A 24772-nucleotide genomic window follows, 5' to 3' on the forward strand; every position below is an offset into this window, starting at 1 on the left:
TTACGCTCATTAGTGAGGAATGTATGCAAAACAATACCGCTATTTCACAACTTATTGAAGCCGGAAAATGGGTTAGCCAAAAAGGCTGGGTACCCGCAACAGGCGGAAACTTTTCAGCTCGTACTAGCACTGGCTTTGTTGTTACAGCAAGTGGGCACGATAAAGGCTCACTGACGCAAGAGCATTTTTTGCAATTAGATCACCAAGGCGAGCGCCTAGCAGGAGCTGTAAAACCATCGGCAGAAACACAATTACACCTAAGTTTGTATCAGCTTATACCTGATGCGCAGTGTGTTTTGCATACTCACTCTGTAGCCGCTACCGTACTGTCGCAAATTACCCAAGGGCATCAGCTTGATTTAACAGGCTATGAAATGCAAAAAGCACTGAGCGGCTTTACTTCGCATTTAGAAACGCTGAGCATTCCTATTTTCGATAACGATCAAGATATTGACCGATTAAGCCTACTAGTCAGTGACCATCATTTACACACGCCTATAGAGCATGGCGTACTGATACGTGGTCATGGTTTATATGCAGTAGGACGTAATATTGATGAAGTTCGTCGCCACTTAGAAGCCTTAGAGTTTTTATTTAGCTGCGAACTAGAGCGCCTAAAAATAATAGGCATTCAAGCGGGAGTAACTAAATGATTAAAGCCATTTTAACCGACATCGAAGGCACAATAACCCGTATCTCGTTTGTTAAAGAGGTGTTGTTTCCTTACGCAGCAAAACAGTTACCTACCTTTGTACGTGCCAATGCTAGTAAGCCAGATGTAGCTGAGCAAATTAGTGCCATAAAAGCCCTTATCGAAAAGCCAAACGCCGATATTGAAGAAGTCATTAGCACTTTACTTACCTGGATTGATGAAGATAAAAAAATCACTCCACTTAAGCAATTACAAGGCTTAATTTGGCAAACAGGGTATGAACACGGTGATTTTAAGGGTCATTTATACCCAGATGCATTTGATTTTTTACAAGCTCAGTACAACAACCATATAGCTTTATATGTGTACTCGTCAGGGTCAGTAAAAGCGCAGCAGCTACTTTTTAAATACAGTGATTATGGTGACATTCGCAACTTGTTTACTGACTTTTTTGACACCAAAGTTGGCGCAAAACAAGAGCAAATGGCCTATAACACCATTGTTGAGCTGTTACCGTTTAAAGCAGCAGAAATACTCTTTTTAAGTGATGTAGCCGGTGAGCTTGATGCCGCGCAAGCTGCGGGCTTAAAAACACTACATTTAATTCGTGATGGGCAAGCAAGCACTAAAGCACACCCTTATATTAATGACTTTAGCCAATTTAAATTGGAGCAATTAGTATGAGCCAATTAACAATATATGCTGACAACGATGCAACCAAAGCACTTGTAAGCACATCAAATGCTGATGATATTACAAAGCAACTAGCTAAAGTAAACGTACGTTTTGAACAGTGGCAAGCAAATGCAGATATTAATGAGCACACCACCCACGAGCAAATTATTAGTGCGTACAAAAACGATATAGAACGGTTAAAAACCGAAAATGGCTATCAAACAGTAGACGTTATATCTCTAGCGAAAGGTAATCTTGGCGCATCAGAGCTGCGCAAAAAGTTTTTATTTGAACATACTCATAGTGAAGACGAAGTGCGTTTTTTTGTAAAAGGCCAAGGGCTATTTTGCCTGCATTTAGGCAATAAGGTTTACCAGGTACTTTGCCAACAAGGCGATTTAATTTCAGTGCCTGAACTTACCCCGCATTGGTTTGATATGGGAAGTGACCCTGAGTTTACTGCCATTCGCTTATTTAACAATACAGAGGGCTGGGTAGCAAAAAGCACTGACTCGTCTATTGCAGAGCAATTTCCGCTATTAACGTAAGTTATTCATTAAAAACCTTGGTCCACACTGATAAACATAACGTGGACCAAAAATATCGCGAAGTTACTTAAGCTTTATGAGATCGCCATTTTCAACCTGACTTTGGTTATACACACCAGTATCTAACACCCACCCTGTGACCAGTTTTGCCGGCGTTATATCAAATGCAGGGTTATATACATTAGCATTGATGGGAGCCCATAGAGCCTCGCCAAAGCTACCGCTAACTCCGCGCACTTCTTGAGGATTACGTTGCTCTATTTCTATATCATCACCACACGCGGTGTTGGTATCAAGCGTGGTAATAGGCGCAACTACATAAAATGGAATGTTATGAAAATACGCAAGTACGGCTAAATTATAGGTGCCCACTTTATTAGCAAAATCACCATTGGCAGCAATACGATCAGCCCCTACTACTATTTTATCTACCTTACCTGCAGCCATTAAACTTGCCGCCATATTATCGCAAATTAATGTGTACGGTATTTCCCAGCGCTCAAGCTCAAAGGCAGTTAAGCGGCCGCCTTGTAATAATGGTCGTGTTTCATCAACCCACACATGTACGTTGCCATGTTTTTGCTGCGCTTTGTAAATAACACCCAGTGCAGTACCAATACCAGCGGTTGCAAGCGCCCCTGTATTACAATGAGTTAATATGTTGTCGCCACTATTTATAAGCTCGGCGCCACGGTTTGCCATTCGTTCACACAGCTCAATATCTTCAATAAACAACCGCTCAGCAGTACTAACAATACCGGCAACATAATCGCTTTGCGTTAAAGCTTTTCGCAATGCCGCCATACAATGCATTAAATTAACCGCCGTTGGACGAGTGGCTTCTAGTTCATTGATTGCTTTTTCAAGCTCACTTTTCACTACCCCTTGCTCAGCTAAATACGCCACTAACAAGCTCGCGCCTAAACCAATAAGTGGGGCTCCACGCACTTTTAAGTTAATGATCAGCTCTTTCATGGTTTCTACATCATGGCACTGATGCCATACCTGCTGGTGAGGTAGTAAATATTGGTCGAGCACACTAAGCGACCCGTTTTCATATTTTAAACTGCTTGCGATTAAGTTTTGCATAATGCTTAAGGTATTAAAAATGCGTAACGTTATTTTACACCACTTTGAATAACTCTCAAGTTAGACTTGTAGACATCTAAACATTTAAAAGTATAGAATGCTTAAAAGCTGATTTTTGAGATTTAAACCATGACTAACTATGTTGCTTTTAATGCACAGCGCGCTATCGATTACGTATCGACATTAATTGAATCTAAACAATGTAATTTTTTTGATTCCGGACAAACCTTATCGGCATATGAGTTTGGTGATGGCAATCTTAATTTAGTATTTAGAATTACTGATGAGCAAAACAATAGTGTTATTTTAAAGCAAGCTCTGCCTTACGCGCGTTGCGTGGGTGAGTCGTGGCCATTAACGCTTGATAGAGCCCGTATAGAAGCACAAGTTTTACTTAACCATGGTGCTATTTGCCCTACTTATACTGCTAATGTTTTACATTATAGTGAAATGCAAGCGCTGACTATTTTAGAAGATTTAGGTAATTTACAAATATTGCGTACTGCACAAAATAATGCAGAGCAATTCCCTAAATTAGCGCAGCACGTAGCGACCTACTTAAGCCACACCGGCTTTTATAATTCAGATTTTTACTTAACCGCGCAAACTAAAAAAGCACTCGTTAGCCAATTTACTAATCCTGAGCTTTGCCAAATCACTGAAGACTTATTTTTTAGCGATCCGTACATTGAGCACGAACGCAATAACTACCCAAAGCAACTACAAAACGAAGTTGACGCAATACAAAAAAACAACGCATTGAAGTTAGAAATAGCAAAACTAAAAGCTAATTTTTTATCTAACCCGCAAACATTACTTCATGGCGATATGCACAGCGGTAGCATTTTTGTTGATTGTAATAATACAAAGATGATTGACCCGGAGTTTGGCTTTTTTGGGCCTATTGGGTTCGATATTGGCTCTTTTATTGGTAATTTACTATTGAATTACTGCGCACAAGCAGGGCATATTGAAGACTTTGTAGCACGTCGTAATTACCAAACACATTTACTTAGCTGTATCGTAGACACCTATAGTTTATTTGAGCAGCAATGGCTTGAATTAATACGCACTAAAACATTAGATGAATCACTAGCGCCAGTAGGCTATGCGCAATACTTTATGAAAAACGTATTGCAAGATGCTGTTGGTTACTGTGGTGCTGAGTTAATTAGGCGTACTATTGGGCTTGCGCACGTAAGCGATATAGATAGTATTAGTGATGACAATGCGCGCCTTACAGTGCAAAAACAAACATTAGCACTAGGCGAGCAACTTATTTTAAATGCACAAACATGCAACAACAAAGAAGCATTCTTTAGTTTATTAATAAGCCAATTAAACTAACAAGCATTAAAAAAGGCGCTATAAGCGCCTTCTAGTTAGTTAAAACTTACTTGTAGTTTTCATAAATCTTATCAAGCGGCTCTGAAAGCCCACTTTCTTGTACTATCCGAACATGTTTACGGCCTAACTCACGTGCACTTGTTACACCGCATGAGTGAGCAATTAAACCGGCTCCGTAATGAATGTATTTATTATAGTTAGCTACTCGTTGCGCTTTATCAGCTACATTTAAGCCGCGTTGCAAACGCTCGTTATGCGTAGTGATACCCGTCGGACAGGTATCTTTATTACATTGCATTGCCTGAATACAACCCAGTGCAAACATATGACCACGAGCCGATACAACAAAATCAGCACCAAGCGCTAATGCCCATGCAACCTTTGAAGGGACGATTAACTTACCCGAAGCAATAATTTTCACGCGATCTCTAAGGCCGTGCTTTTCAAGCATATTAACTACAAGTGGCAAGCTTTCGCGAAGAGGTAAACCCACCGAATCCATAAGCGGCTGCGGTGCAGCCCCCGTACCACCATCAGCACTATCAATTGTTATAAAATCGGGTGCCGACTCAATGCCACGATGATTTATTTCTGCAAATAACGTTTCTAACCAGGTGTAATCACCAATAACGGCTTTAAAGCCTGTTGGTTTTCCTGTGGCATTACGTACAGTGGCAATCATATCGAGAATATCGGCTGGGTTTTTAATTTCAGGGTGTCCATTTGGGCTAATCGAATCTTGCCCTTCTGGAATACCCCTAATTTTAGCTATTTCGGCGTTAACTTTGCGCCCTGGTAACATACCGCCTTTACCTGGTTTTGCACCTTGGCTCATTTTTAGCTCGAACATTTTGACTTGTTCGTGAGCTGCTATTTCTTTAAGTTTCTCGGTGCTTAAGTTTCCATGCTCGTCTCGGGCACCATATTTAGCTGTACCAATTTGAAATACCAAATCGGCGCCACCTTCAAGGTGGTAAGGGCTTAAGCCCCCTTCACCTGTGTTCATCCAGCAACCTGCTAATTTAGCACCTTTTGATAAAGCGCGCACAGCAGGCTTTGAAAGCGCACCAAAGCTCATGCCCGACACATTAAATAACGAATTAGTGGTGTAAGGTGTTTTACAATACGGACCTAAAGTAACATTACTCGGGTCGAGTGCCTCTTCATCTAAAGTAGGAAAAGCACAGTTCATAAACATAACCGTACCCGTCACTTCTAAGCTTTGTGTTGAACCAAATGCAGCGGTGCGATCGACATCTTTTGCTGCGCGGTAAACCCAACTGCGCTCAGCGCGGTTAAATGGCATTTCTTCTCGATCGAGGGCAAAAAAGTATTGTCTGAAAAATTCACCTTGGCGTTCAAAAAAATATCGAAAGCGGCCAATTACTGGGTAGTTACGCCTAATAGCATGTTTTGTTTGTGTTATATCGCGAAAGTAAAAAATAATAACAGTAAGCACAATTAACCCAAGTGCGATAATAAAAATACTCGCAAATACGTCAATACTAAACATAATGAAATTGCTCATCTAAGGCCCCTTGATGGCTATATTTTTAAATAATACCTAATGCGTAGTATGTGAATATTTTGACGATTGGAGTCGCTAAAATAAACTACATTACTAGGTCTGTGGTATAAAAAAGGTGTTGCGGTCAAAATGACACAACACCTTTGTTTGTTCAAGGTTTATAAGCCCTACAAAGCTAATTTTGCAGCTTAGTTAACTCATTTTTTATATATAAACGTACCTGTGTTTCTAATACTGACAAGGGCACTGAACCATGGCGGAGAACCTGATGGTGAAATTCGCGAATATCAAAATTTGGTCCAAGCGCTTGCTCTGCTTCAACACGTAAACGTTTAATAGTTAACTCACCAATTTTGTATGACAGTGCCTGAGCTGGCCAAGATATATAACGGTCAGTTTCTGTTTTAACATTATGCAGCGAAAGCGCGGTGTTCTCGCTCATAAAGTTCATAGCTCGCTCGCGGCTCCAGCCATACATGTGCATCCCTGTATCAACAACCAAACGTGCTGCTCGCCACATTTCATAAGTTAAGCGACCAAAACGGCTATATGGGTCTTGATAAAAGCCTGCCTCTAAACCTAAATATTCAGAGTAAAGCCCCCAACCTTCGCCAAATGCCGAAAGGTAAGCATCACGACGATAGCTCGGCAAATTTTCAAGCTCTGCATTAAGTGATATTTGTAAATGATGACCTGGCACTGCTTCGTGCAACGTTAATGCTTCTAAAACATACAAAGGGCGCTTATCTAAAGCGTAAGTATTTACCCAGTAGTATCCAGCTTCATCATCTCGATTAGAGCCAGAATACCGACCTGTTGTGTATTTAGGGGCAATACTTGCGGGCACCGGTGCCACGCCATAAGGTTTGCGCGGTAAGGTATGAAATAACTTAGGCAGCTGTGCATCCATTTTTTTAGCAATGTAAGATGCTTCTTTCAAAAGTTGCTCAGGTGTTGTTGCGTAAAACTGTGGGTCGGTACGTAAAAAGTGAATAAACTCAGCAAATGAGCCTTTAAAACCAACTTCTTTTATTACAGCTTCCATTTCACCTCGAATGCGAGCAACTTCTTTTAAGCCTAGCTCGTGGATCTCTTTTGGTGTCATGTCGGTAGTGGTGTAATGCTTAGCACGGTTTTTATAAAAAGCTTTGCCATTAGGGGTTTCTGAAATACCAATACTTGTGCGGGCGCCCGGTTGGTATTGCTCAGTAAAAAACGTTAAGTAGCTTTTATATGCTGGTATTACTTTATTTTTTAAAACAACTTTAGCTCGCTGTTGAAGTGCATAAAAGTCACTATCACTTAAACTGGCAGTGTTAGCTAAAAACGGTTTATAAAATTCTGATTGAGTTACATCATCAACAATATAAGTACTTATGGAGTCTTCGTATCCTTCTAACACTGCTTTTGGTTGGGTGAGACCTGTTTCTATCCCTTTTTTCATCCAATATATATTTTGCTCAAAAAAGCGGGGGATTTGTGCTAAACGTGCAAGGTATGTCTCTAAATCTTGCTCTTTTTTATATTGAGAACTGTTAACGATGTACGACAGACCGGAGTGAAAACCATACTCAGATGTAAGCGGCATGTAATGCGCATTAAACACATATTCGTCTACGCTATTTTGTACCTGAGCACGAATAATACTTAAGTTAATTTGATTTTCGTCACTAAGCTTAGTTGCATCGACGGCATCTAAGTCTGCTAATAATTGAGTATTACTTTTGTACTGCTCTGCTAGAAATTCTGGCGATAAATTGGCAAGTAAATAGCCATCAAACCCTTTTGAAGTGCTATAAGGGTTTATACTTTCTCTATATTGAACAATAGATTGTGCTACTTGAGTAAACTGCTCATTCGCATTGGGTGTGGTTATTTGACATGCACTTAACGAACATAAAGCAGTTATGCCAAGAAGCGTTTGGCGAAGCGTTTTTGGTAAAAAAAGATTCATTATTATTTAACTTGATGATGCAATAGATTGCATAAAACTATCGTAGGCTAAAGAAATAGCAAGTAAATGAGACAAACTAGCATATTGAAATAATGCTACATACGTTAACAGAAGTAAAAACCAGCCGAATTGATGAGAAAAACAGCGATTGGGCTGCTAAAGTAAAATTTAAGTTCCCTAACTATCGTTTTTGCTTTTAAATAGCGCGGATAATGATTACTGTATAAAAAAATAATAAAAAGCTCGGACGCATAACCGCCTCATGGAATGAGATATTTTAAAATTTGCACTTATGCGTACTTAGTTGGTATTTAAAATGATGTTCCATGATTCCATGGCTATTGCACAAGAGAAGATGACTAAAGTGTGTGTGTTTTTAGAGCGCTATGCACTTTCTCCTACGCCGCTCAATTATCAAGTTGTTTATACCTATACTAGCCAAACTAACCTTGAGCTGAATAAAGCCTTAGACCGCGCTATTGCGGTTGAAGATAATATAGACAGTGTTTTAATTGAACAGCTCCATGCTGAATTTTTAAATACCGGTCACACAGAGCAAGTCAACATGATTCAAAATGTTGATGGTGTTATAAGTTCACTTTCTCAAAACTCTCAAGCTACTGAAAAACAGATAATTCGCTTTGCGGGTCAGGTGAGCGAATGCGTACATTCACTAGATGAGAACAACATAGAACAAAGCCGTCAAGCGCTTGAAGTACTTCATAATCAAACCGCCGAATTACTAAATCAACACAAGCAATTTAAGCAAGAACTAAGTAAAGCTAAACAACTACACGAAAAAACAAAAAAGCAGCTAAATCAACTTCGTAAACAACATATTATTGATAGCCAAACAGGGCTTTATAAACGCCATTATTTAACGCAACAAACTCAAGTATGGACTAATCAAAAAAAGTCTATTTGCGCCATTGCGATTCAAATAGATAACCTTGATCACTTTACTGAAAATTACGGTGATATAATTGGTGAAGTTATTTTGAATAAAGTAGCTAAACAAGTGCAAAAATATGTTTTTCAAAGTGGCTTGCCTGGCCGCACAGCTAAAGATCAATTTACTGTTTTACTCGCCGATATAGACCCAGAAACAGCCAATGTTATAGCTGAAAAAGTCCGAAATGGAGTCGAAAAGCTTCGCTTTGTTAGTTCAAAAACAGGGATTAAGTTACCTAGTATTGGCTTATCTCTAGGAATTGCTCAACATCTACAAGAAGATGATTTTAACCAGTTAGCTAAAAAAGCGTCTCATGCGGCTTTTAAAGCGCGGTCATTAGGGCAAAGTAGCTACACTGCAGGGCAATAAATTACCTGATAAATCATATTCAAATTGCACCTACTGCGTACAATAAAGTACACTAACCTCTATTGTCACGATAGAGATTAATCATGAACGAAACCGAACAAAAGACCACGCATTTTGGTTATAAAACAGTAGCCGAGGGCGACAAAGCTTCTATGGTTGCTGATGTATTTCACTCAGTAGCTGCAAAATACGATGTAATGAATGATTTAATGTCTTTTGGTGTGCATCGTTTATGGAAACGTCAAACTATTGCAAGCTCAGGTGTTCGTAAAGGCCATCATGTACTCGATTTAGCCGGTGGCACTGGCGACTTAACGGCAAAATTTAGTCAACTAGTTGGCGAGACCGGTCAAGTTGTTTTGGGCGATATAAATTCATCTATGCTTAAGGTTGGTCGTGAAAAACTACACAATCTTGGCTTAGTAGGCAATATTGACTACGTACAAATGAATGCAGAAATGCTGCCATTTCCAGATAATAGCTTTGATGTGATCACTATTGCCTTTGGCTTACGTAACGTTACCGATAAAGACAAAGCATTACGCTCTATGTACCGTATTTTAAAGCCAGGTGGCAGATTACTTGTTTTAGAGTTTTCAAAACCAGAGCATGACGTACTTAGTAAAGCTTACGATTTTTACTCATTTAATTTATTGCCAACAATGGGTAAGCTAGTTGCTAACGACAGTGAATCGTACAAGTATTTAGCTGAGTCTATTCGTATGCATCCAGATCAAGACACATTAAAAGCGATGATGGAAGATGCGGGCTTTGAACAAACAACATACCAAAACCTCACAGGCGGAATTGTTGCACTGCATCGTGGTTTTAAATATTAAGGCTAGCAGTTATGGCGCTTGAAAAAATAACAAAAAGCAATAATGGTGCAATGTCATCTGAGTTTTTTATGTTACCCAATTTTGTACTTTCGCTTATTGAGCGTGTACTAAATCAAGCGCTTAGCCTTGACCCACAATTATCTCAAAAGCTAAACGCAGTTAAACATAAGCGCTTAGTGGTTGAAATAAGAGATTGGCAACAAAGCATCCAACTCGTTTATAGTGCTGATCAATTACACTTATACAGCGCTCAAAGCAATGAAAATGCAGATTGTATGATCAGCGCAGATATAGAGACACTTTTAGCGCTCAAAAACCCTGCAATACTTACCCAATTAATTCGCCAAGATAAGCTCGACTTACAAGGCGATTTAAACATTGCGCAAACTTATAGCAATGCATTTTCAGGTATTGATATTGATTGGCCTGAACAACTTTCTAAATACATTGGCGATGCCCCCGCTCAGCAGTTATACCTGCACTTAAAAGAGCTAAAACAAAAGAGCAGCAAAACCAATACTAAAATAAGTACCATGCTTACAAGTTTATGCCAAGATGAGCTCGCAATTACTATTCATCCATTAGAACTTGAGCAATTTAAACAAAAAAATAGAGAACTCAAAGGACAAGTCGCTGCCGTTGAGCAACGCATTAACGCCCTCTTAAATTCTTTTTTACCTTCAAACACCCGCTAAGGATTTTTTGTGTCGACTGCACGTTTGTATAACATCACCAAAACGTTACTTAGCTATGGACTAGACGAGCTAATTCCAAAGCATAAAGTACCTTGGTTTGGTAAAGTAGCCCGTGGCAGTTTATTTTGGCTGCGTAATCAGCACAAAGAAAAACCGGCAGGGCTACGTTTACGTTTAGCATTGCAAGAGCTTGGTCCTGTTTGGATCAAATTTGGTCAAATGCTCTCTACTCGTCGTGATTTACTCCCTCATGATATCGCTTTAGAGCTTGCGTTTTTACAAGATCAAGTTCAACCATTTGAAGGCGAACTTGCACAAAAAATAATAGAAAAAGCGCTCGAAATTAACGATATAAGTGAATTATTTAGTGAGTTTTCACAAACTCCACTGGCCTCTGCATCTATAGCGCAAGTACATACAGCAAAACTGATTGATGAGCACAGTATTGAGCAAGATGTCGTAATTAAGGTTATTAGACCCAATATTTATGAGCAAATTAATGCCGATTTAGCGTTAATGGAAAAGCTCGCAAAGGTACTTGCAAAAGTACATAACGAATCAAAACGCCTGCGCCCGGTTGAAGTAGTTAAAGAATATAAAAAAACACTCCTAGACGAGCTCGACTTAATGCGAGAAGGTGCCAACGGCATTCAACTAAAACGCAATTTTGAAGGCTCTGATTCATTATACATCCCTGCAGTTTACAGTGATTACAGCCGTAGCAATGTGCTGGTGATGGAGCGTATTTACGGCATACCCGTCTCTGATACCGATGCACTTATGGCGCAAAACACTAATATGAAATTACTTGCTGAGCGTGGCGTAGAAGTATTTTTTACGCAGGTGTTTAGAGACAGTTTTTTTCATGCCGACATGCATCCGGGTAATATTTTCGTCTCTCGAGAGCACCCTGAAAACCCAATGTATATCGGTATTGATTGCGGTATTGTTGGTACGTTAAGCAAAGAAGATAAACGCTATTTAGCTGAAAACTTTATCGCCTTTTTTAATCGTGATTATCGCCAAGTTGCACAGCTACACGTTGATTCTGGTTGGGTACCACCAGATACTAGCATTGAAGAATTTGAATTTGCGATTCGCACAGTTTGCGAGCCTATATTTAATAAACCTTTGGCCGAAATTTCATTTGGGCACGTACTCGTAAATCTATTTAATACTGCACGTCGTTTTAACATGCAGGTACAGCCGCAATTAGTACTACTACAAAAAACTTTATTATACGTTGAAGGATTAGGGCGTCAGCTTTACCCGCAACTCGACTTATGGAAAACAGCTAAGCCCTTTTTAGAAGACTGGGTAAAGCAACAAGTTGGACCGCTATCAGTACTGAAGCAAATGTATGCTAACTTGCCATTTTGGGCTGAAAAAATGCCTGAGTTACCGGATCTAATTTATCAAAATTTAAAGCGTGCACCACACATTCAACCTCAAGAACAAAAGGTCTCTCACAAACCTTTAATATTGAGTTTATTTGGTAGTGCTACAATGATTATGGCAACACTTTGTTATTTACAGCACGATTTAATAGCTGCAAGTCTTGCAATAAGCTTATCGGCTATTAGCTTTATAGCGGCATGGCGCAGCGCATAAACTGGGTGCTATTTGCGCTAGTGAGCGTATAATTAGTATTTAAAATAAACATTTAACCGTTTTATATATTGGAGAAAACCATGGGTTTTGGTGGTATTAGTATTTGGCAATTATTAATTGTTTTAGCGATCATAGTTTTACTTTTTGGCACAAAAAAACTACGCGGTATGGGTGGCGATATTGGGGGCGCTGTAAAGGGCTTCAAAAAAGCAATGTCGGATGATCAAATGAGCGAGAAAGAGAAATCCGAGCAAATTCAACAATCAGAAAAAAACACTGCTGACAACTCAACCGATACTGAAAAAAACAAAGATAACAATAAGGTTTAATTAGTATGGGCATGTGGGAACTTGTTGTTATTTTTATTGTTGGTTTAGTGGTGCTCGGCCCTGAGCGCTTACCTGTTGCGATTAGAACAGTGAGTAAATGGGTTAAAACCGCTAAATCACTTGCCAACTCAGTAAAAGCCGAAGTAAGTGAAGAGCTTCGCATTCATGAGCTGCACGAAAACCTTAAAAAAGCAGAACAGCAAGAATTAAAAGATTTAAGCCCTGAGTTACAAAGCTCACTAACAGAGCTACAAAAAGCGGCTGAATCAGTTACTCACAGCTACAAGAAACAACAATCTGATACATCAAATAACCAACAAATTGATGAGAAAAAGTGAAATTTATTTCTCACTTTGTGGTCAACTTACTACATGGTATAAAAAATAATGGCTGAGGAAGTAAAATCAGGGTTTGTAGCTCATCTAATTGAGTTGCGTGATCGGCTAATAAAAGCGCTACTAAGCATTTTTGTTATTTTTATTGCCATAGTATATTTTGCAAATGATATTTATGCTTTTGTTGCACAGCCGTTAGTCTCGCATTTGCCAAGTACGGCAACCATGATTGCAACCGATGTAACAGCTCCCTTTTTTGCACCTTTCAAACTTACTTTATTTGTCGCTTTATTTGCGTCGATTCCATGGATATTGCATCAAGTTTGGGGGTTTATAGCGCCGGGTTTATATCAGCACGAAAAGAAAATGCTCATGCCTATTCTCGCCTCAAGTATAATATTATTTTATGGCGGTATAGCCTTTTGTTACTTTGTAGTCCTGCCAATTATTTTAGGATTTTTTACAAGTACCGGTCCCGAAATGATGACCCTTGCACCTGACATAAGTAGTTATCTAGGATTTGTATTAAAGTTGTTTTTTGCATTTGGCGTCGCTTTCGAAATTCCAGTGGCTATTATGTTGCTATGCTGGAGTGGCGCAACAACAACAAAAAGCTTAAAAGAAAAGCGCCCTTATATCGTCGTGGGTGTTTTTGTAGTCGCGATGTTTTTAACACCGCCTGATGTATTATCACAAACATTGCTAGCATTTCCGATGCTTCTTCTGTTTGAACTAGGTCTAATTTTAGCAAAGTTTTATACCGCTAAACCACAAAAAGAATCTGAGGAATAAAATGAAAAAACAACTACTCTCACTATTGGTTTTATTAAGCGCACCAACTTTTGCTGCGCAAACAGAGTTTAATACTCAAGCGTTACAAGCATGTAGCTTTATCGAAAACGATTTTAACCGCTTACTTTGTTACGACAATACCATCGCGGGTAAGTCGCTGGTTAAGCCATCAGTAACAAAAACACTCACACCACCAACAGCTAATAATGTACCTCAGGCAGTAGCCACAACACCAACAGAAGTAAAAACAACAGCTGATGAGTTTGGGTTAGAGTACAAAAAATCACAGACAGAAAAAGACGCTGAAATTAAAGCGATGGTTGCTTCAGTTGAAGAAGCTGCTTACGGCGAGTTAATTATTTCGCTAGATAACGGTCAACAATGGCGTCAAATTGGCTCTGACAGCATGCGTTTGAAAAAGAACGATACGATTGTAATTAGCCGTGGTGTTTTTAACTCATTTTTACTTAAAATTGACGGTGAAAACCGCTCTATTCGCGTTAAACGTACTAAGTAATGTCATATACGTTAATTGATGCTGGAGTTAACTTAACTAATCATCAATTTGATGAGCAGCATCACGATGTAATTACCCGTGCCAATGAAGCGGGTGTTACAAATATGCTTATTATTGGTTGTGATATTGCAAGCAGTCAGCAATCACTTGAACTTGCAACAAAGCACCTTCAATATTCTACGGCGGGTATCCACCCGCATGATGCAAAATCAGCCACTAATGAACTAGAAGCACAACTAACTGTACTTGCAAATAGTAAGCATGTTATCGCTATTGGTGAATGTGGCCTTGATTATAACCGCGACTTTTCGCCTCGCGATGTACAGCGCAGTGTTTTTAGGCGCCAATTAGCACTTGCTGAAAAATTAGATTTACCTGTTTACTTGCATGAACGTGATGCAAGTGACGACATGTTAAGTATATTAAATGAGTTTAATATTCGCGGTGTACTCCACTGCTTTACGGGTAACTCAGCAGCTCTAAAGCAATATTTAGATTTAGGTCTATATATTGGTATAACGGGTTGGGTATGTGATGAAAGGCGTGGAAAAGAGTTACAACAGCTAGTGCCTAGCATTCCTCTAGATCGATTATTAATAGAAACTGATGCACCATTTTTAATTCCACGAACAGTTAAGCCAAAACCTAAATCACGTAAAAATGAACCTGCCCTGCTTCCTTATATCTGTCAAACGGTTGCACAACTTTATCAAATAGATGAAGAAGTTGTGGCCCGTAAAACTACAGAAAACTTTCACCGTGTTTTTGGTTTAGAAGATCGTTAATGGCCTATGCAAAGGCACTTTTAAGCCTATTAGTATTCCTTTGCACTTTTTGCTCTTTCGCAAACCCAGTAATAATAAAACACGATTTTAACTCTCAAAACATTAATAACCTGTATTACTCTTTTGAACCAACGTCGCTATTAAGCGCACAACAAAGTAGCCATATACAGTGGCAAAAAAACACAGGAAAACCCCTTAATTTAGGACTAGAGCAGCGTCCTGTATGGATAAAATTTAAAATAAAAAACACACTTAGTTATAATACTGAGCAAATATTGTCACTAAACAATCCTTTGCTAAACGACGTTCAAGTATATCAATTACATAACTCGCAATTACTTTCTTATACTCAAATTGGTGATGCCTACCCCTTATATAAGCGCAAAATTAAAAGTGAGTCTTTATTAGTTAAACTGCTCAGCCCTGCAAATAGCGAAACGCTTATTATAATGAAAGTGGCGAATAGTTCAGGCTTGCGAGTCCCTTTAACACTGTGGCAACCAGAAGCTTATTTGACACACAAAGGAAAACTCAATTTACTCTATGGCTTATTGATTGGTTTTATATTTTCTTTGGGTGTGAGTTGCATAGTTTTATATGGTTTTTCACGTAAAGGTTATTTTGTTTATGCTGGGGTTATATCTCTCACATTAGGTAGTGTATTAGCCTACCTTTGTGGTTTTGGCTTAAGGTACGTTCATCCTAATTTGCCTGCATTACAGCAAGTTATGATCCCTATATTGCTTATGCTTATCACTTTAATGTTTTTGCCTTTGCAGAAGCAAGTTTGCCATCCCAGGCCCTCTCTTCTGCTAACTATTCAAAAAGTTGTAGTTAACGCTTTAGCCATTTCGTTATTATTTATTTGGCTACTTCCAAACAACATAGTTACATTATTTTGTTTAATCACTACTCCAATCGTTTTAGGCTTTTATATTGTAACTACGTTTATGTGCGTGCGTTTAACGCCTTCTAAACCAAACAAAGCACTATTACTTGTATTGGTTTTTTTCTTGGTGGTAATGCTTTATTTTACTGTTGCAGTAATGGGCCTATACGCCTTTGACAGAAGTACGCTCGCATTTGTATTTGCATGCTTTTTTGGTTGCACTTTTTGCTTATGCTACAGCGTAATGAAGTTATTTATTTTACAACGCGATGAAGAAGTGATTGCCCAACAGACCTTGATTGCTGAAAACACAGCACAAGATACACTACTTAAAGAGCGCTTAAAATTACAAGAAAAAACTCGCCAAGAACTTGAATCTCAGGTGGACGAGCGCACCTTTGAATTACAAGTGACGCTTAGAGAGCTTGAAGAAAAAAACCGCTCACTTGAGTTACTAAATACTGAAGACGCATTGACTGGAATAAAAAACAGACGCTTTTTTGATAAAAAACTGGTAATGGAGCTTCGTCGTTCTCGTCGAGAACAAACTCCTCTTAGCATTGTTATGCTTGATATAGATCGATTTAAAAATATCAACGACACGTACGGCCATATCATAGGCGATCAAGTTATTAAAGCAGTGTCTGACCTTATAAAAGACCATTTAAAACGACCACTCGATGAAGTTGCCCGTTATGGCGGTGAAGAATTTGTTGTGCTATTACCTAATACCCCTAGTGAAGGCGCACAAGACATAGCTGAAAAAATACGAGCTGATATCTCAGTAAGTACAGTAACGGTTGCCAATAATGATATTCAATTTACTATTAGCGCTGGTGTATACACCAGCATTGCTGATGATGTTAGCAACCCTCAAATTTTTACTGAGTGCGCCGACAAAGCACTTTATTACGCAAAGCAGCATGGCCGTAATCAAGTAATCACTTTTCCATTACCACAGTAGGAGCATATTAATATGGCCCAATCAGGATTAGACCTTTTCCCATATACTCGCATGCGCAGAATGCGCCGCAGCGACTTTTCTCGCCGCTTAATGGCTGAAAACCAGCTTAGCGTAAATGATTTAATTTACCCTGTATTTGTACTTGATGGTAAAAATCGCCGCGAGGTAATTGAATCAATGCCTGGTATTGAGCGCCTATCAATTGATTTACTGCTTGTTGAAGCAAAAGAACTCGTTGAACTTGGCGTACCTGCCGTTGCTATTTTTCCAGTAACGCCTGCGGATAAAAAATCATTATTTGCCGAAGAAGCATATAACGATGATGGCTTAGCACAACGTACCGTAAGAGCGTTAAAAGAAGCTTTTCCTGAGTTGGGTGTGATTACTGATGTAGCACTTGACCCTTTCACTACGCATGGCCAAGACGGTATTATTGATGATTCAGGTTATGTTATTAATGATGTCACTACTGAAATTTTAGTTAAACAAGCACTTTCCCATGCAGAAGCTGGTGCTGATGTTGTTGCCCCTTCTGATATGATGGATGGTCGTATTGGCGCTATTCGCGAAGCACTTGAAGCTGATGGGTTTATTCATACTCGAATTATGGCCTACTCAGCTAAATACGCATCTAGCTACTATGGCCCATTTAGAGATGCTGTAGGCTCTGCTGGTAACTTAAAAGGTGCTGATAAAAAAACTTACCAAATGGATCCAGCAAACTCTGATGAAGCAATACGTGAAGTCGCATTAGACTTACAAGAAGGCGCTGATATGGTTATGGTAAAGCCCGGTATGCCTTATTTAGATATTGTACGGCGTGTTAAAGACGAATTTGGTGTACCTACTTTCGCATATCAGGTAAGTGGCGAGTATGCAATGCACAAAGCAGCAATTGATAACGGTTGGTTAAGTGAAGAGGCTACAATAATGGAATCTTTACTTGCATTTAAGCGTGCAGGAGCCGATGGAATATTAACCTACTTTGCTAAGCAAGCCGCAAAATATCTAGCTAAAAAGTAATTTTCTATTAAAAGGCGGTTAAACCGCCTTTTATTTACATTCGTTTACATTTTTGTATTATTTCCGTCATATTTATTCTCTAAACTGGTGTCCCATTTTGGGATTAATACACGGGAATAATAAAAAATGTTTAAAACAAAAATAACACCACTCGCACTTGTTATAGCAAGTCTCAGTGCACCAGCATCCGCTGATCTAATCATTTCAGAATATATAGAGGGAAGCAGTAATAATAAAGCAATTGAGCTTTATAATAACGCTGATACGGAGCTTTCTCTTGATCAATACTCACTAAGTTTGTATGTAAATGGCAAAACTACAATTCAATCAACTCTTGATTTGTCTGGTACTTTGGCAGCTAACAGTACCTTTGTTATCGTTCATTCAAGTTCAAATGATGCACTAAAAGAAAAAGCCGATTTAGAACATAGTGTTGCTAGCTTTAATGGTGATGATGCATTAGTCCTAATGCAAGGTAGTACCGTAGTCGATAGCTTCGGCCAGCGCGGTGTAGATCCCGGTTCGTTTTGGTCTGAAGGCGCAGTACAAACACAAAATAAAACACTTCGTAGAAAAGATAGTATTACCGCAGGCAGAACAACACCTGACGCAGAGTTCAACCCAAGTGAAGAATGGGTACAGTTCGATCAAGATGATTTTGATGGCTTAGGTTCACATGCAGGTAATGGTGGAACAACACCTGAACCAATTCCAGAACCAGAGCCACTTGAACCACTAGTTTGTGGTGCAGAAAAAACACTAATAAATGCTATTCAAGGTGACGGCTCTGCTAGCCCACTTGTAGGTACATTAGTAGAACTTGAAGGTGTTGTAAGCGCCGATTTTCAAGGTGATGAACAATTAAAAGGCTTTTTTGTTAACTCACTGGCTGCTGATATAGATGCAGACCCACTTACCTCTGAAGGTGTATTTGTATATTTTGCAGATACTGACGTGAATGTAGGCGACCATGTACGTGTACAAGGTACTGTTGAAGAATATTTTGATGCAACACAAATTGGCAGTGTTAGCCAAGTTGCGGTGTGTGGCACTGGTTTAGCTGCAGCAGCTACAAAAATCACTTTACCTTTAGCTAATACAACTGATTTAGAAGCTTTTGAAGGTATGTTAGTTACATTAGAGCAACCATTAGTAGTGACTAATAACTTTGGTCTTGGTCGATATGGTGAAGTTGAATTAGCAACAGAGCGCTTGTACCAAGGTACCCAGGTTGCGTTACCTGGCGATGCTGCTAATGCAGTTGAAACTGAAAATCTACTTAAAAAGATTTTAATAGATGATGGCTCTACAGTACAAAACTTAGACCCTACAGCTTATCCAACTCCAGGCTTATCGGCAGAAAATACTTTACGAACTGGCGATACTGTTAATACTGTGACAGGGGCACTTGCTTATAGCTTCGGTCTTTACCGAATTCACCCAACTTTAGCGCCTTCATTTATTGCAACAAATGCACGTGAAGATGCGCCTGAACTTAATGCTGAAGCAGATTTACGTGTAGCTAGCTTTAACGTACTTAATTACTTCAATGGTGATGGCCAAGGCGGAGGGTTCCCTACATCTCGAGGTGCAGATACTGAAGCTGAATTTATTCGTCAAGAAGCTAAAATTGTAAGTGCCATTAGCGCTATTGAAGCCGATGTTGTTGGTTTAATGGAAATTGAGAATGATGGCTTTGGCGAATTTAGTGCAATTGCTAGCTTAGTAGATGCATTAAATGATGCAGATAGTGCTAACAACTATGCATTTGTTGATTTTAACGTAGATCAAATTGGTACCGATGCAATTACTACCGCACTTATCTATCGTGCTAACAAAGTAGAAGAAGTAGGCACTGCTGCCATTACAACTGAGGCTCCATTTGATTTTAGTAACCGTGCTCCAATTGCACAAAGCTTTAAATCAATAGAAACTGATGAAGTATTTACTGTTGCTGTGTCACATCTTAAATCTAAAAGTTGTGGTAGTGCTTCTGGAAATAATGCAGATTTAGGTGATGGCCAAGGCTGTTGGAATGAAATACGCACGCAAGGTGCTAATGCGTTCGCAGATTGGCTTGATAGCAAACCAACCGGTGTTGATGACGAAGATACTATTTTAGTCGGCGATATGAATGCTTACGCAATGGAAGATCCAATACGTGCATTTGCTGATAAAGGCTACAAAAATGTAGTTGCTGAAATTGATGGTGATACACTTGGTTATTCTTATAGCTTTTCTGGTCGTGCAGGAAGTTTAGACCATGCAGTAGCTACACAATCATTACTTAGCAAAGTTGTCGCTGCAACAGATTGGCATATCAACGCAGATGAACCTATTTCACTTGATTACAATGTAGAGTTTAAAAGCGAAGGTCAACAATCTAGCTTGTACTCTGAAAGTGCATACCGCGCATCAGACCATGACCCTGTGATCATTGATATTAAATCTGAAATTACTTTAACCCCTGAAGAGCAAACACCTGTAATTGCAGCCGATCAAGTTTTTACAATCGATGAAAACAGCGCAATTGGCACAATTATCGGCACGCTCGATTTTAGTGATCCAAATGCCGATGAATCACCTGTTGTTAAATTTATTACATCTGATAATGACAGCGTTTCTATTAACAATGAGGGGCAGTTAATTGTTGCTGGAGAGATTGATTACGAATTCGAAAATCGTATTACTTTAACAGTACAAGCTCAAGATAGTGCTGGTAACTTATCAAACATTGAAAAAGTAGCCGTTAAGGTAAATAACTTACGCTCAGATGATGATAATGATGCAGGTTCATTACTATGGTTATCACTTCTTTTAGCACCACTATCAATAGTGCGTCGATTTAAAAAGAAATAATTAAGTAAAATCTAAACATATAAAAAGCCGCTTTTGCGGCTTTTTTTATTTTATACAAATGTAATTCAGACAAGCTTCATTAAACTCCCCGTAATATGTTCATACGATTAGTGAGTCTTCTAGTAATTAATCAGTAACAACTACATAAGATTGAGTGAATTTTACACAACAAAAACCTCAGTGAGTTACGTATATTGGTTTTCCTATTGAAAAATATGAACTTTTATAAAGGTTCACATTTTGCTTTAAGTAAATTAGAAGATACTTACAAAACAAATCAATATTTACCCTAAACGTAAAAATAAGTCGTGTTTTTATAAAGGAATGAGAATGAAACAACTAACCCAAAACTTGCCTAAATGGCAAAAAAAGTCAGCACCACTACTGGGTCTACTTATTATTTTTTCGACTTGGGGCAATAGCAACCAAGCGATTGCTGCAACTGTTGATGTAGCAATTCCACAAAGTAGCTTATTTGATGTAATTAGCGCTCGCGCTAAAAAGTTAGCAAGCGAAGAATATGTTGCACCTAAAAACATAGAGCTTGAAGCGCTAAATAATATTGATTATCAAGACTACCGTTCAATTCGATTTAAAAAAGACAAAGCGGTGTGGAAAGATGAAGGCCTGTACGAGCTGCAATTATTCCACCCTGGTTTTTTATATAAAACACCTGTAACAATAAATACTGTTGATAGCGACTCTAAACGTAGCCGCTTACCTTTCAGCACCGACTTTTACCAATACGATGGCACTGCTGCACCACTACAAGAAGAAATAGCTAAAAGTGTGGCGGGCACTCAACTGGGCCATGCTGGATTTCGCTTACATTACCCAATAAATACTAACGAGTATAAAGACGAAGTAATGGTATTTCAGGGAGCATCGTATTTTAGAGTCGTTGGCCCTCAACAAGTTTATGGCTTATCAGCAAGAGGCCTTGCCATTGATACTGCTGAGAATTCGGGTGAAGAATTTCCAATGTTCAAAGAGTTTTGGTTAGTTAAACCAAAGCCAGAGCAAACACAAATCACCATTTTTGCATTGTTGGATAGTCCATCTATTTCTGGTGCGTACAAATTTAGCGTCGACCCTACAACTAATATGCTAGTTGATGTTGATATGCAGATTTTTGCGCGTAAAGATATTAAAAAACTAGGTGTAGCACCATTAACGAGTATGTTTTATCACGGCGAAAACAGCACCAAATTTTTTGATGACTATCGCCCTGAAGTTCATGACTCGGACGGCCTATTAACTCAATCTGCTGATGACAAGTGGGTATGGCGTCCTCTTAACAACCCATCACAACTCAGCGTTACTTCATTTTCGTACAATAACCCAAAAGGTTTTGGGTTAGCTCAACGAGACCGAGACTTTAATAACTATCTAGACACAGAAGCACATTACCACGACCGCCCTAGCCTATGGATTGAACCACAAGGTGAGTGGGGAAATGGTCGTGTAGAGCTTGTAGAAATACCGACTGATACAGAAACTAACGACAATATCGTAAGTTACTGGGTACCAGAAAAACCAATGAAGGCCGGAGATTCATTAAAATTAAGCTACAAAATGACGACCTTTAATTCAGTTTTAACTCAGCACGAGAAAGCACGTGTACTACGTACAAGAATTGGTAGCGCCGCTTTACCAGGTGAGGACAACCCACCACCAAAAAGCCACCGCCAATTTACTGTTGATTTTACTGGATCAGAAATAAATCAACTGTCTAAACAGTTAAAACTAGATGCCGACATTCAACTTACAACAGGCGAAGTAACCGACGTGAATGTACAAAAACTTCCGGATTCACGTGGATGGCGTGTAGCCTTTAAAATTGCACCACAGGACGATCAACCCGTTGATATGCGTTTATCGTTAAAACTACGTGACAAAGAAATTAGCGAGGTATGGAGCTATGTTTGGTACCCAAATGACATCAAGTAATAAAGGTAGGGGCACTCCAATGCCATTCAAAACACTAAGAGTATGGCTATTTGCCATTGCGGCACTTGGCACATCTGGCTACGGCATATCTATTATGTTTGAGATTTTAAGCTCAAACGGTATGACATTACTTGAGTATGCCCTTTTAGTATTATTCTCAATCACATTTGCTTGGATTGTAACGGCTTTTTGTAGTGGCACAATCGGCTTTGTACTACAGTTGTTTCGAATTGACCCGCTTACGTTAAAACGTATTAAACCAATTGAGTTCAATAACGAGGCAATTAACGCTCAGAAAACCGCCGTTGTAATGCCTATTTATAACGAAGATACCCACCGTGTTATCGCGGGCTTTGAAGTAAGTCTACAATCGTTAAAAGAAACTGGTCAGCTTGATAATTTTGATTTTTATTTATTAAGCGATACACAAGACCCTCAAATAGTTAAAAACGAGCTAAGTGCATGGCATGCATTGTGCGAACGTTTAGGGGATACAGCAAAGCATGTTTTTTATCGTCGTCGCGAAGATAACAAACACCGCAAAGTAGGTAACCTAACCGACTTTTGTGAGCGCTGGGGAAGTAATTATGACCATATGATTGTGCTTGATGCAGATAGCGTAATGACCGGTAAATGTATGTTAGAACTTACTACAAGCATGCTAAACAACCCACAAGCAGGCCTGATCCAAACGATTCCAATCCCTGTTCGTCAAGATACCTTTTTTGGTCGTTTTTTACAGTTTGCATCAGTGCTATATAGCCCAATGCTCGCTACTGGCTCAGCATTTTGGCAAACAGATAAAGCCAACTACTGGGGTCATAATGCAATCATTAGAGTTGAAGCATTTATAACGTGCTGTGGCTTGCCAACACTCAAAGGTAACGCACCCTTTGGCGGTGAGATTTTAAGTCATGACTTTGTAGAAGCATCACTACTTCATAGTGCAGGTTGGGATGTACTATTACTATCAGATATTGAAGGCAGCTACGAAGAAGTACCAAGTAATATTCTCGATTATGCTGTACGCGATAGACGCTGGGTACAGGGTAATATTCAGCACTTAGGTTTACTATCGTCATCTAAATTAAAATTAATGAGTAAGCTGCACTTTCTATTAGGTGCAACAGCCTATATTTCATCACTAATTTGGCTCTCAATGCTAGCGCTAAGTACTATTGATGCAGTAACGCGCGCATTAAATAGTGATGTGTACTTTAATCGTGTTTATCAATTATTTCCTACATGGCAAATAGCTAAAACCGATCTTATTGATTCACTCTTGTATTTAACTATTGTTATTTTATTAATGCCTAAATTAATGGGCGTAATAGTCACCCTAATACATAGAAACAAACGCTTTGGTGGTTCAATTAAGCTCATACTAGGTTCAATCATTGAAACCGTATTTGCTATTATTGTTGCGCCATTAATGATGGTATTTCATGCTTACTTTGTACTTTGCGTATTTTTAGGTAAAAAAGTGAAGTGGGATGCACAACCGCGCGAAGGTCGTATGGTTCCGTGGAAAGAAGCGTTTGGTTATACGTTATTCTCTACTATTGTGGCTATAGCATGGGGTAGCACAGCCTACTACTTCACACCTGTATTCTTTTGGTGGCTATCACCTATATTATTAGGCTTAGTATTAGGTGCTCCAATTATCCGTTATACCAGTAGTATCAAACTCGGCGTACAGCTAAGAAAGTTAGGTATATTTATTTGCCCTAGTGAAGTTGATAACGACTCAACTCTAGAGGCGCTTAAAGTACATCTAAAAGAGATTTCCGTGCCAGAGGAAGGAACTTACCCACAAACAATTCCGGCACTGCCACAAGAGCATATGGTATCAATGCCTATACAATCTTTTAAAAAGCCACGCAGGCTAAAGATGAAAGCGCTAAAAGCTAAGGCTATAAAAAAGTTTAATTAGCGCGTTATAAAATAAAAACAAAAAAGGAGCAATTAATTGCTCCTTTTTTTATCTAAATTAAAAATCACGCGCTGCATTTACCGCTAATTTTTTCTATTTTTCTAGCTAACTTATTACAGTACATTTTAGAAATAGCT

21 protein-coding genes are annotated in these 24772 nt (G+C 39.1%); 18 read left to right on the plus strand and 3 right to left on the minus strand.

Features of this window, described 5'->3' with window-relative positions:
* Positions 1-23: 23 nt before the first annotated feature.
* Genes QMA08_RS14495 through QMA08_RS14505 form a run of 3 tightly spaced genes read left to right on the plus strand, consistent with a single transcriptional unit; the run spans position 24 to position 1875 of the window.
* The gene (locus QMA08_RS14495; protein WP_004334937.1) at positions 24-653 is read left to right on the plus strand and encodes a methylthioribulose 1-phosphate dehydratase; all 630 of its coding nucleotides are present in this window, start codon (positions 24-26) and stop codon (positions 651-653) included.
* Positions 650-1336, plus strand: a complete 687-nt coding sequence (mtnC, locus tag QMA08_RS14500) for an acireductone synthase (RefSeq protein WP_290174788.1) — start codon at positions 650-652, stop codon at positions 1334-1336. The genes QMA08_RS14495 and mtnC overlap by 4 nt, the downstream gene beginning before the upstream one ends.
* On the plus strand, positions 1333-1875 hold the full coding sequence (locus QMA08_RS14505) for an acireductone dioxygenase (RefSeq protein ID WP_290174789.1): 543 nt from the start codon (positions 1333-1335) through the stop codon (positions 1873-1875). Before mtnC ends, QMA08_RS14505 begins: the two co-directional genes overlap by 4 nt.
* 63 nt (positions 1876-1938) lie before the next feature.
* Here QMA08_RS14505 and mtnA read toward each other — a convergent pair whose 3' ends face one another.
* Positions 1939-2964 carry an S-methyl-5-thioribose-1-phosphate isomerase gene (gene mtnA / locus QMA08_RS14510; protein ID WP_182756794.1) on the minus strand — a complete coding sequence of 342 codons (1026 nt, stop codon included), beginning with the start codon at positions 2962-2964 and terminating at the stop codon, positions 1939-1941.
* A 129-nt stretch (positions 2965-3093) separates the two neighbouring features.
* On the opposite strand from mtnA, the gene mtnK reads away from it, so the two are divergent.
* Positions 3094-4311 carry an S-methyl-5-thioribose kinase gene (gene mtnK, locus QMA08_RS14515; protein WP_290174790.1) on the plus strand — a complete coding sequence of 406 codons (1218 nt, stop codon included), beginning with the start codon at positions 3094-3096 and terminating at the stop codon, positions 4309-4311.
* 46 nt (positions 4312-4357) lie between these two features.
* On the opposite strand, the gene QMA08_RS14520 is transcribed toward mtnK, so the two are convergent.
* Together QMA08_RS14520 and QMA08_RS14525 are read right to left on the minus strand one after the other, a co-directional pair.
* Positions 4358-5839, minus strand: a complete 1482-nt coding sequence (locus QMA08_RS14520) for an FMN-binding glutamate synthase family protein (RefSeq protein ID WP_033020964.1) — start codon at positions 5837-5839, stop codon at positions 4358-4360.
* A 175-nt stretch (positions 5840-6014) separates the two neighbouring features.
* A complete protein-coding gene (locus tag QMA08_RS14525; RefSeq protein ID WP_290174791.1) occupies positions 6015-7793 on the minus strand; it encodes a DUF885 domain-containing protein in 1779 nt (592 codons plus the stop codon).
* A gap of 334 nt (positions 7794-8127) precedes the next feature.
* Between QMA08_RS14525 and QMA08_RS14530 the strand changes: the two genes are divergently transcribed.
* From QMA08_RS14530 to mdoH, 14 genes are all read left to right on the plus strand, one after another.
* Positions 8128-9114, plus strand: a complete 987-nt coding sequence (locus QMA08_RS14530) for a GGDEF domain-containing protein (protein WP_004334947.1) — start codon at positions 8128-8130, stop codon at positions 9112-9114.
* Positions 9115-9197: 83 nt separating this feature from the next.
* Positions 9198-9953: a bifunctional demethylmenaquinone methyltransferase/2-methoxy-6-polyprenyl-1,4-benzoquinol methylase UbiE gene (gene ubiE, locus QMA08_RS14535; protein ID WP_024597074.1), complete on the plus strand. Its 756-nt coding sequence runs from the start codon at positions 9198-9200 to the stop codon at positions 9951-9953.
* A gap of 11 nt (positions 9954-9964) precedes the next feature.
* Entirely contained in the window at positions 9965-10648 is a 684-nt protein-coding gene (locus QMA08_RS14540; protein ID WP_290174792.1) for an SCP2 sterol-binding domain-containing protein, read from the plus strand.
* Between the two features lie 9 nt (positions 10649-10657).
* Positions 10658-12259 carry a ubiquinone biosynthesis regulatory protein kinase UbiB gene (gene ubiB / locus QMA08_RS14545; protein ID WP_004334952.1) on the plus strand — a complete coding sequence of 534 codons (1602 nt, stop codon included), beginning with the start codon at positions 10658-10660 and terminating at the stop codon, positions 12257-12259.
* An 80-nt stretch (positions 12260-12339) separates the two neighbouring features.
* Positions 12340-12588, plus strand: a complete 249-nt coding sequence (gene tatA, locus QMA08_RS14550; RefSeq protein ID WP_004334954.1) for a Sec-independent protein translocase subunit TatA — start codon at positions 12340-12342, stop codon at positions 12586-12588.
* Positions 12589-12593: 5 nt separating this feature from the next.
* Positions 12594-12926: a Sec-independent protein translocase protein TatB gene (gene tatB / locus QMA08_RS14555; protein ID WP_004334956.1), complete on the plus strand. Its 333-nt coding sequence runs from the start codon at positions 12594-12596 to the stop codon at positions 12924-12926.
* Between the two features lie 48 nt (positions 12927-12974).
* Positions 12975-13715 (plus strand): twin-arginine translocase subunit TatC, encoded by a 741-nt coding sequence (gene tatC, locus QMA08_RS14560; RefSeq protein ID WP_004334958.1) that lies wholly within the window; start codon positions 12975-12977, stop codon positions 13713-13715.
* A gap of 1 nt (position 13716) precedes the next feature.
* A complete protein-coding gene (locus QMA08_RS14565) occupies positions 13717-14232 on the plus strand; it encodes a hypothetical protein (RefSeq protein WP_004334960.1) in 516 nt (171 codons plus the stop codon).
* Positions 14232-15017, plus strand: coding sequence for a TatD family hydrolase (locus QMA08_RS14570; protein WP_138489907.1), 786 nt, complete (start codon positions 14232-14234; stop codon positions 15015-15017). The genes QMA08_RS14565 and QMA08_RS14570 overlap by 1 nt, the downstream gene beginning before the upstream one ends.
* Positions 15017-16870 (plus strand): diguanylate cyclase, encoded by a 1854-nt coding sequence (locus tag QMA08_RS14575; protein ID WP_290174793.1) that lies wholly within the window; start codon positions 15017-15019, stop codon positions 16868-16870. The genes QMA08_RS14570 and QMA08_RS14575 overlap by 1 nt, the downstream gene beginning before the upstream one ends.
* A gap of 12 nt (positions 16871-16882) precedes the next feature.
* Complete coding sequence (gene hemB, locus QMA08_RS14580) at positions 16883-17893, plus strand: porphobilinogen synthase (RefSeq protein WP_024597079.1); 1011 nt, start codon at positions 16883-16885, stop codon at positions 17891-17893.
* A 126-nt stretch (positions 17894-18019) separates the two neighbouring features.
* Positions 18020-20752 carry an ExeM/NucH family extracellular endonuclease gene (locus tag QMA08_RS14585; RefSeq protein WP_290174794.1) on the plus strand — a complete coding sequence of 911 codons (2733 nt, stop codon included), beginning with the start codon at positions 18020-18022 and terminating at the stop codon, positions 20750-20752.
* 330 nt (positions 20753-21082) lie between these two features.
* Complete coding sequence (locus QMA08_RS14590) at positions 21083-22702, plus strand: glucan biosynthesis protein G (RefSeq protein ID WP_278380155.1); 1620 nt, start codon at positions 21083-21085, stop codon at positions 22700-22702.
* Positions 22674-24635 carry a glucans biosynthesis glucosyltransferase MdoH gene (gene mdoH / locus QMA08_RS14595; RefSeq protein WP_024597082.1) on the plus strand — a complete coding sequence of 654 codons (1962 nt, stop codon included), beginning with the start codon at positions 22674-22676 and terminating at the stop codon, positions 24633-24635. The genes QMA08_RS14590 and mdoH overlap by 29 nt, the downstream gene beginning before the upstream one ends.
* The last annotated feature ends 137 nt before the right edge of the window (positions 24636-24772 follow it).

It is taken from the genome of Pseudoalteromonas sp. APC 3355, from assembly GCF_030407615.1.
Taxonomy (GTDB): Bacteria; Pseudomonadota; Gammaproteobacteria; order Enterobacterales; family Alteromonadaceae; genus Pseudoalteromonas; species Pseudoalteromonas distincta.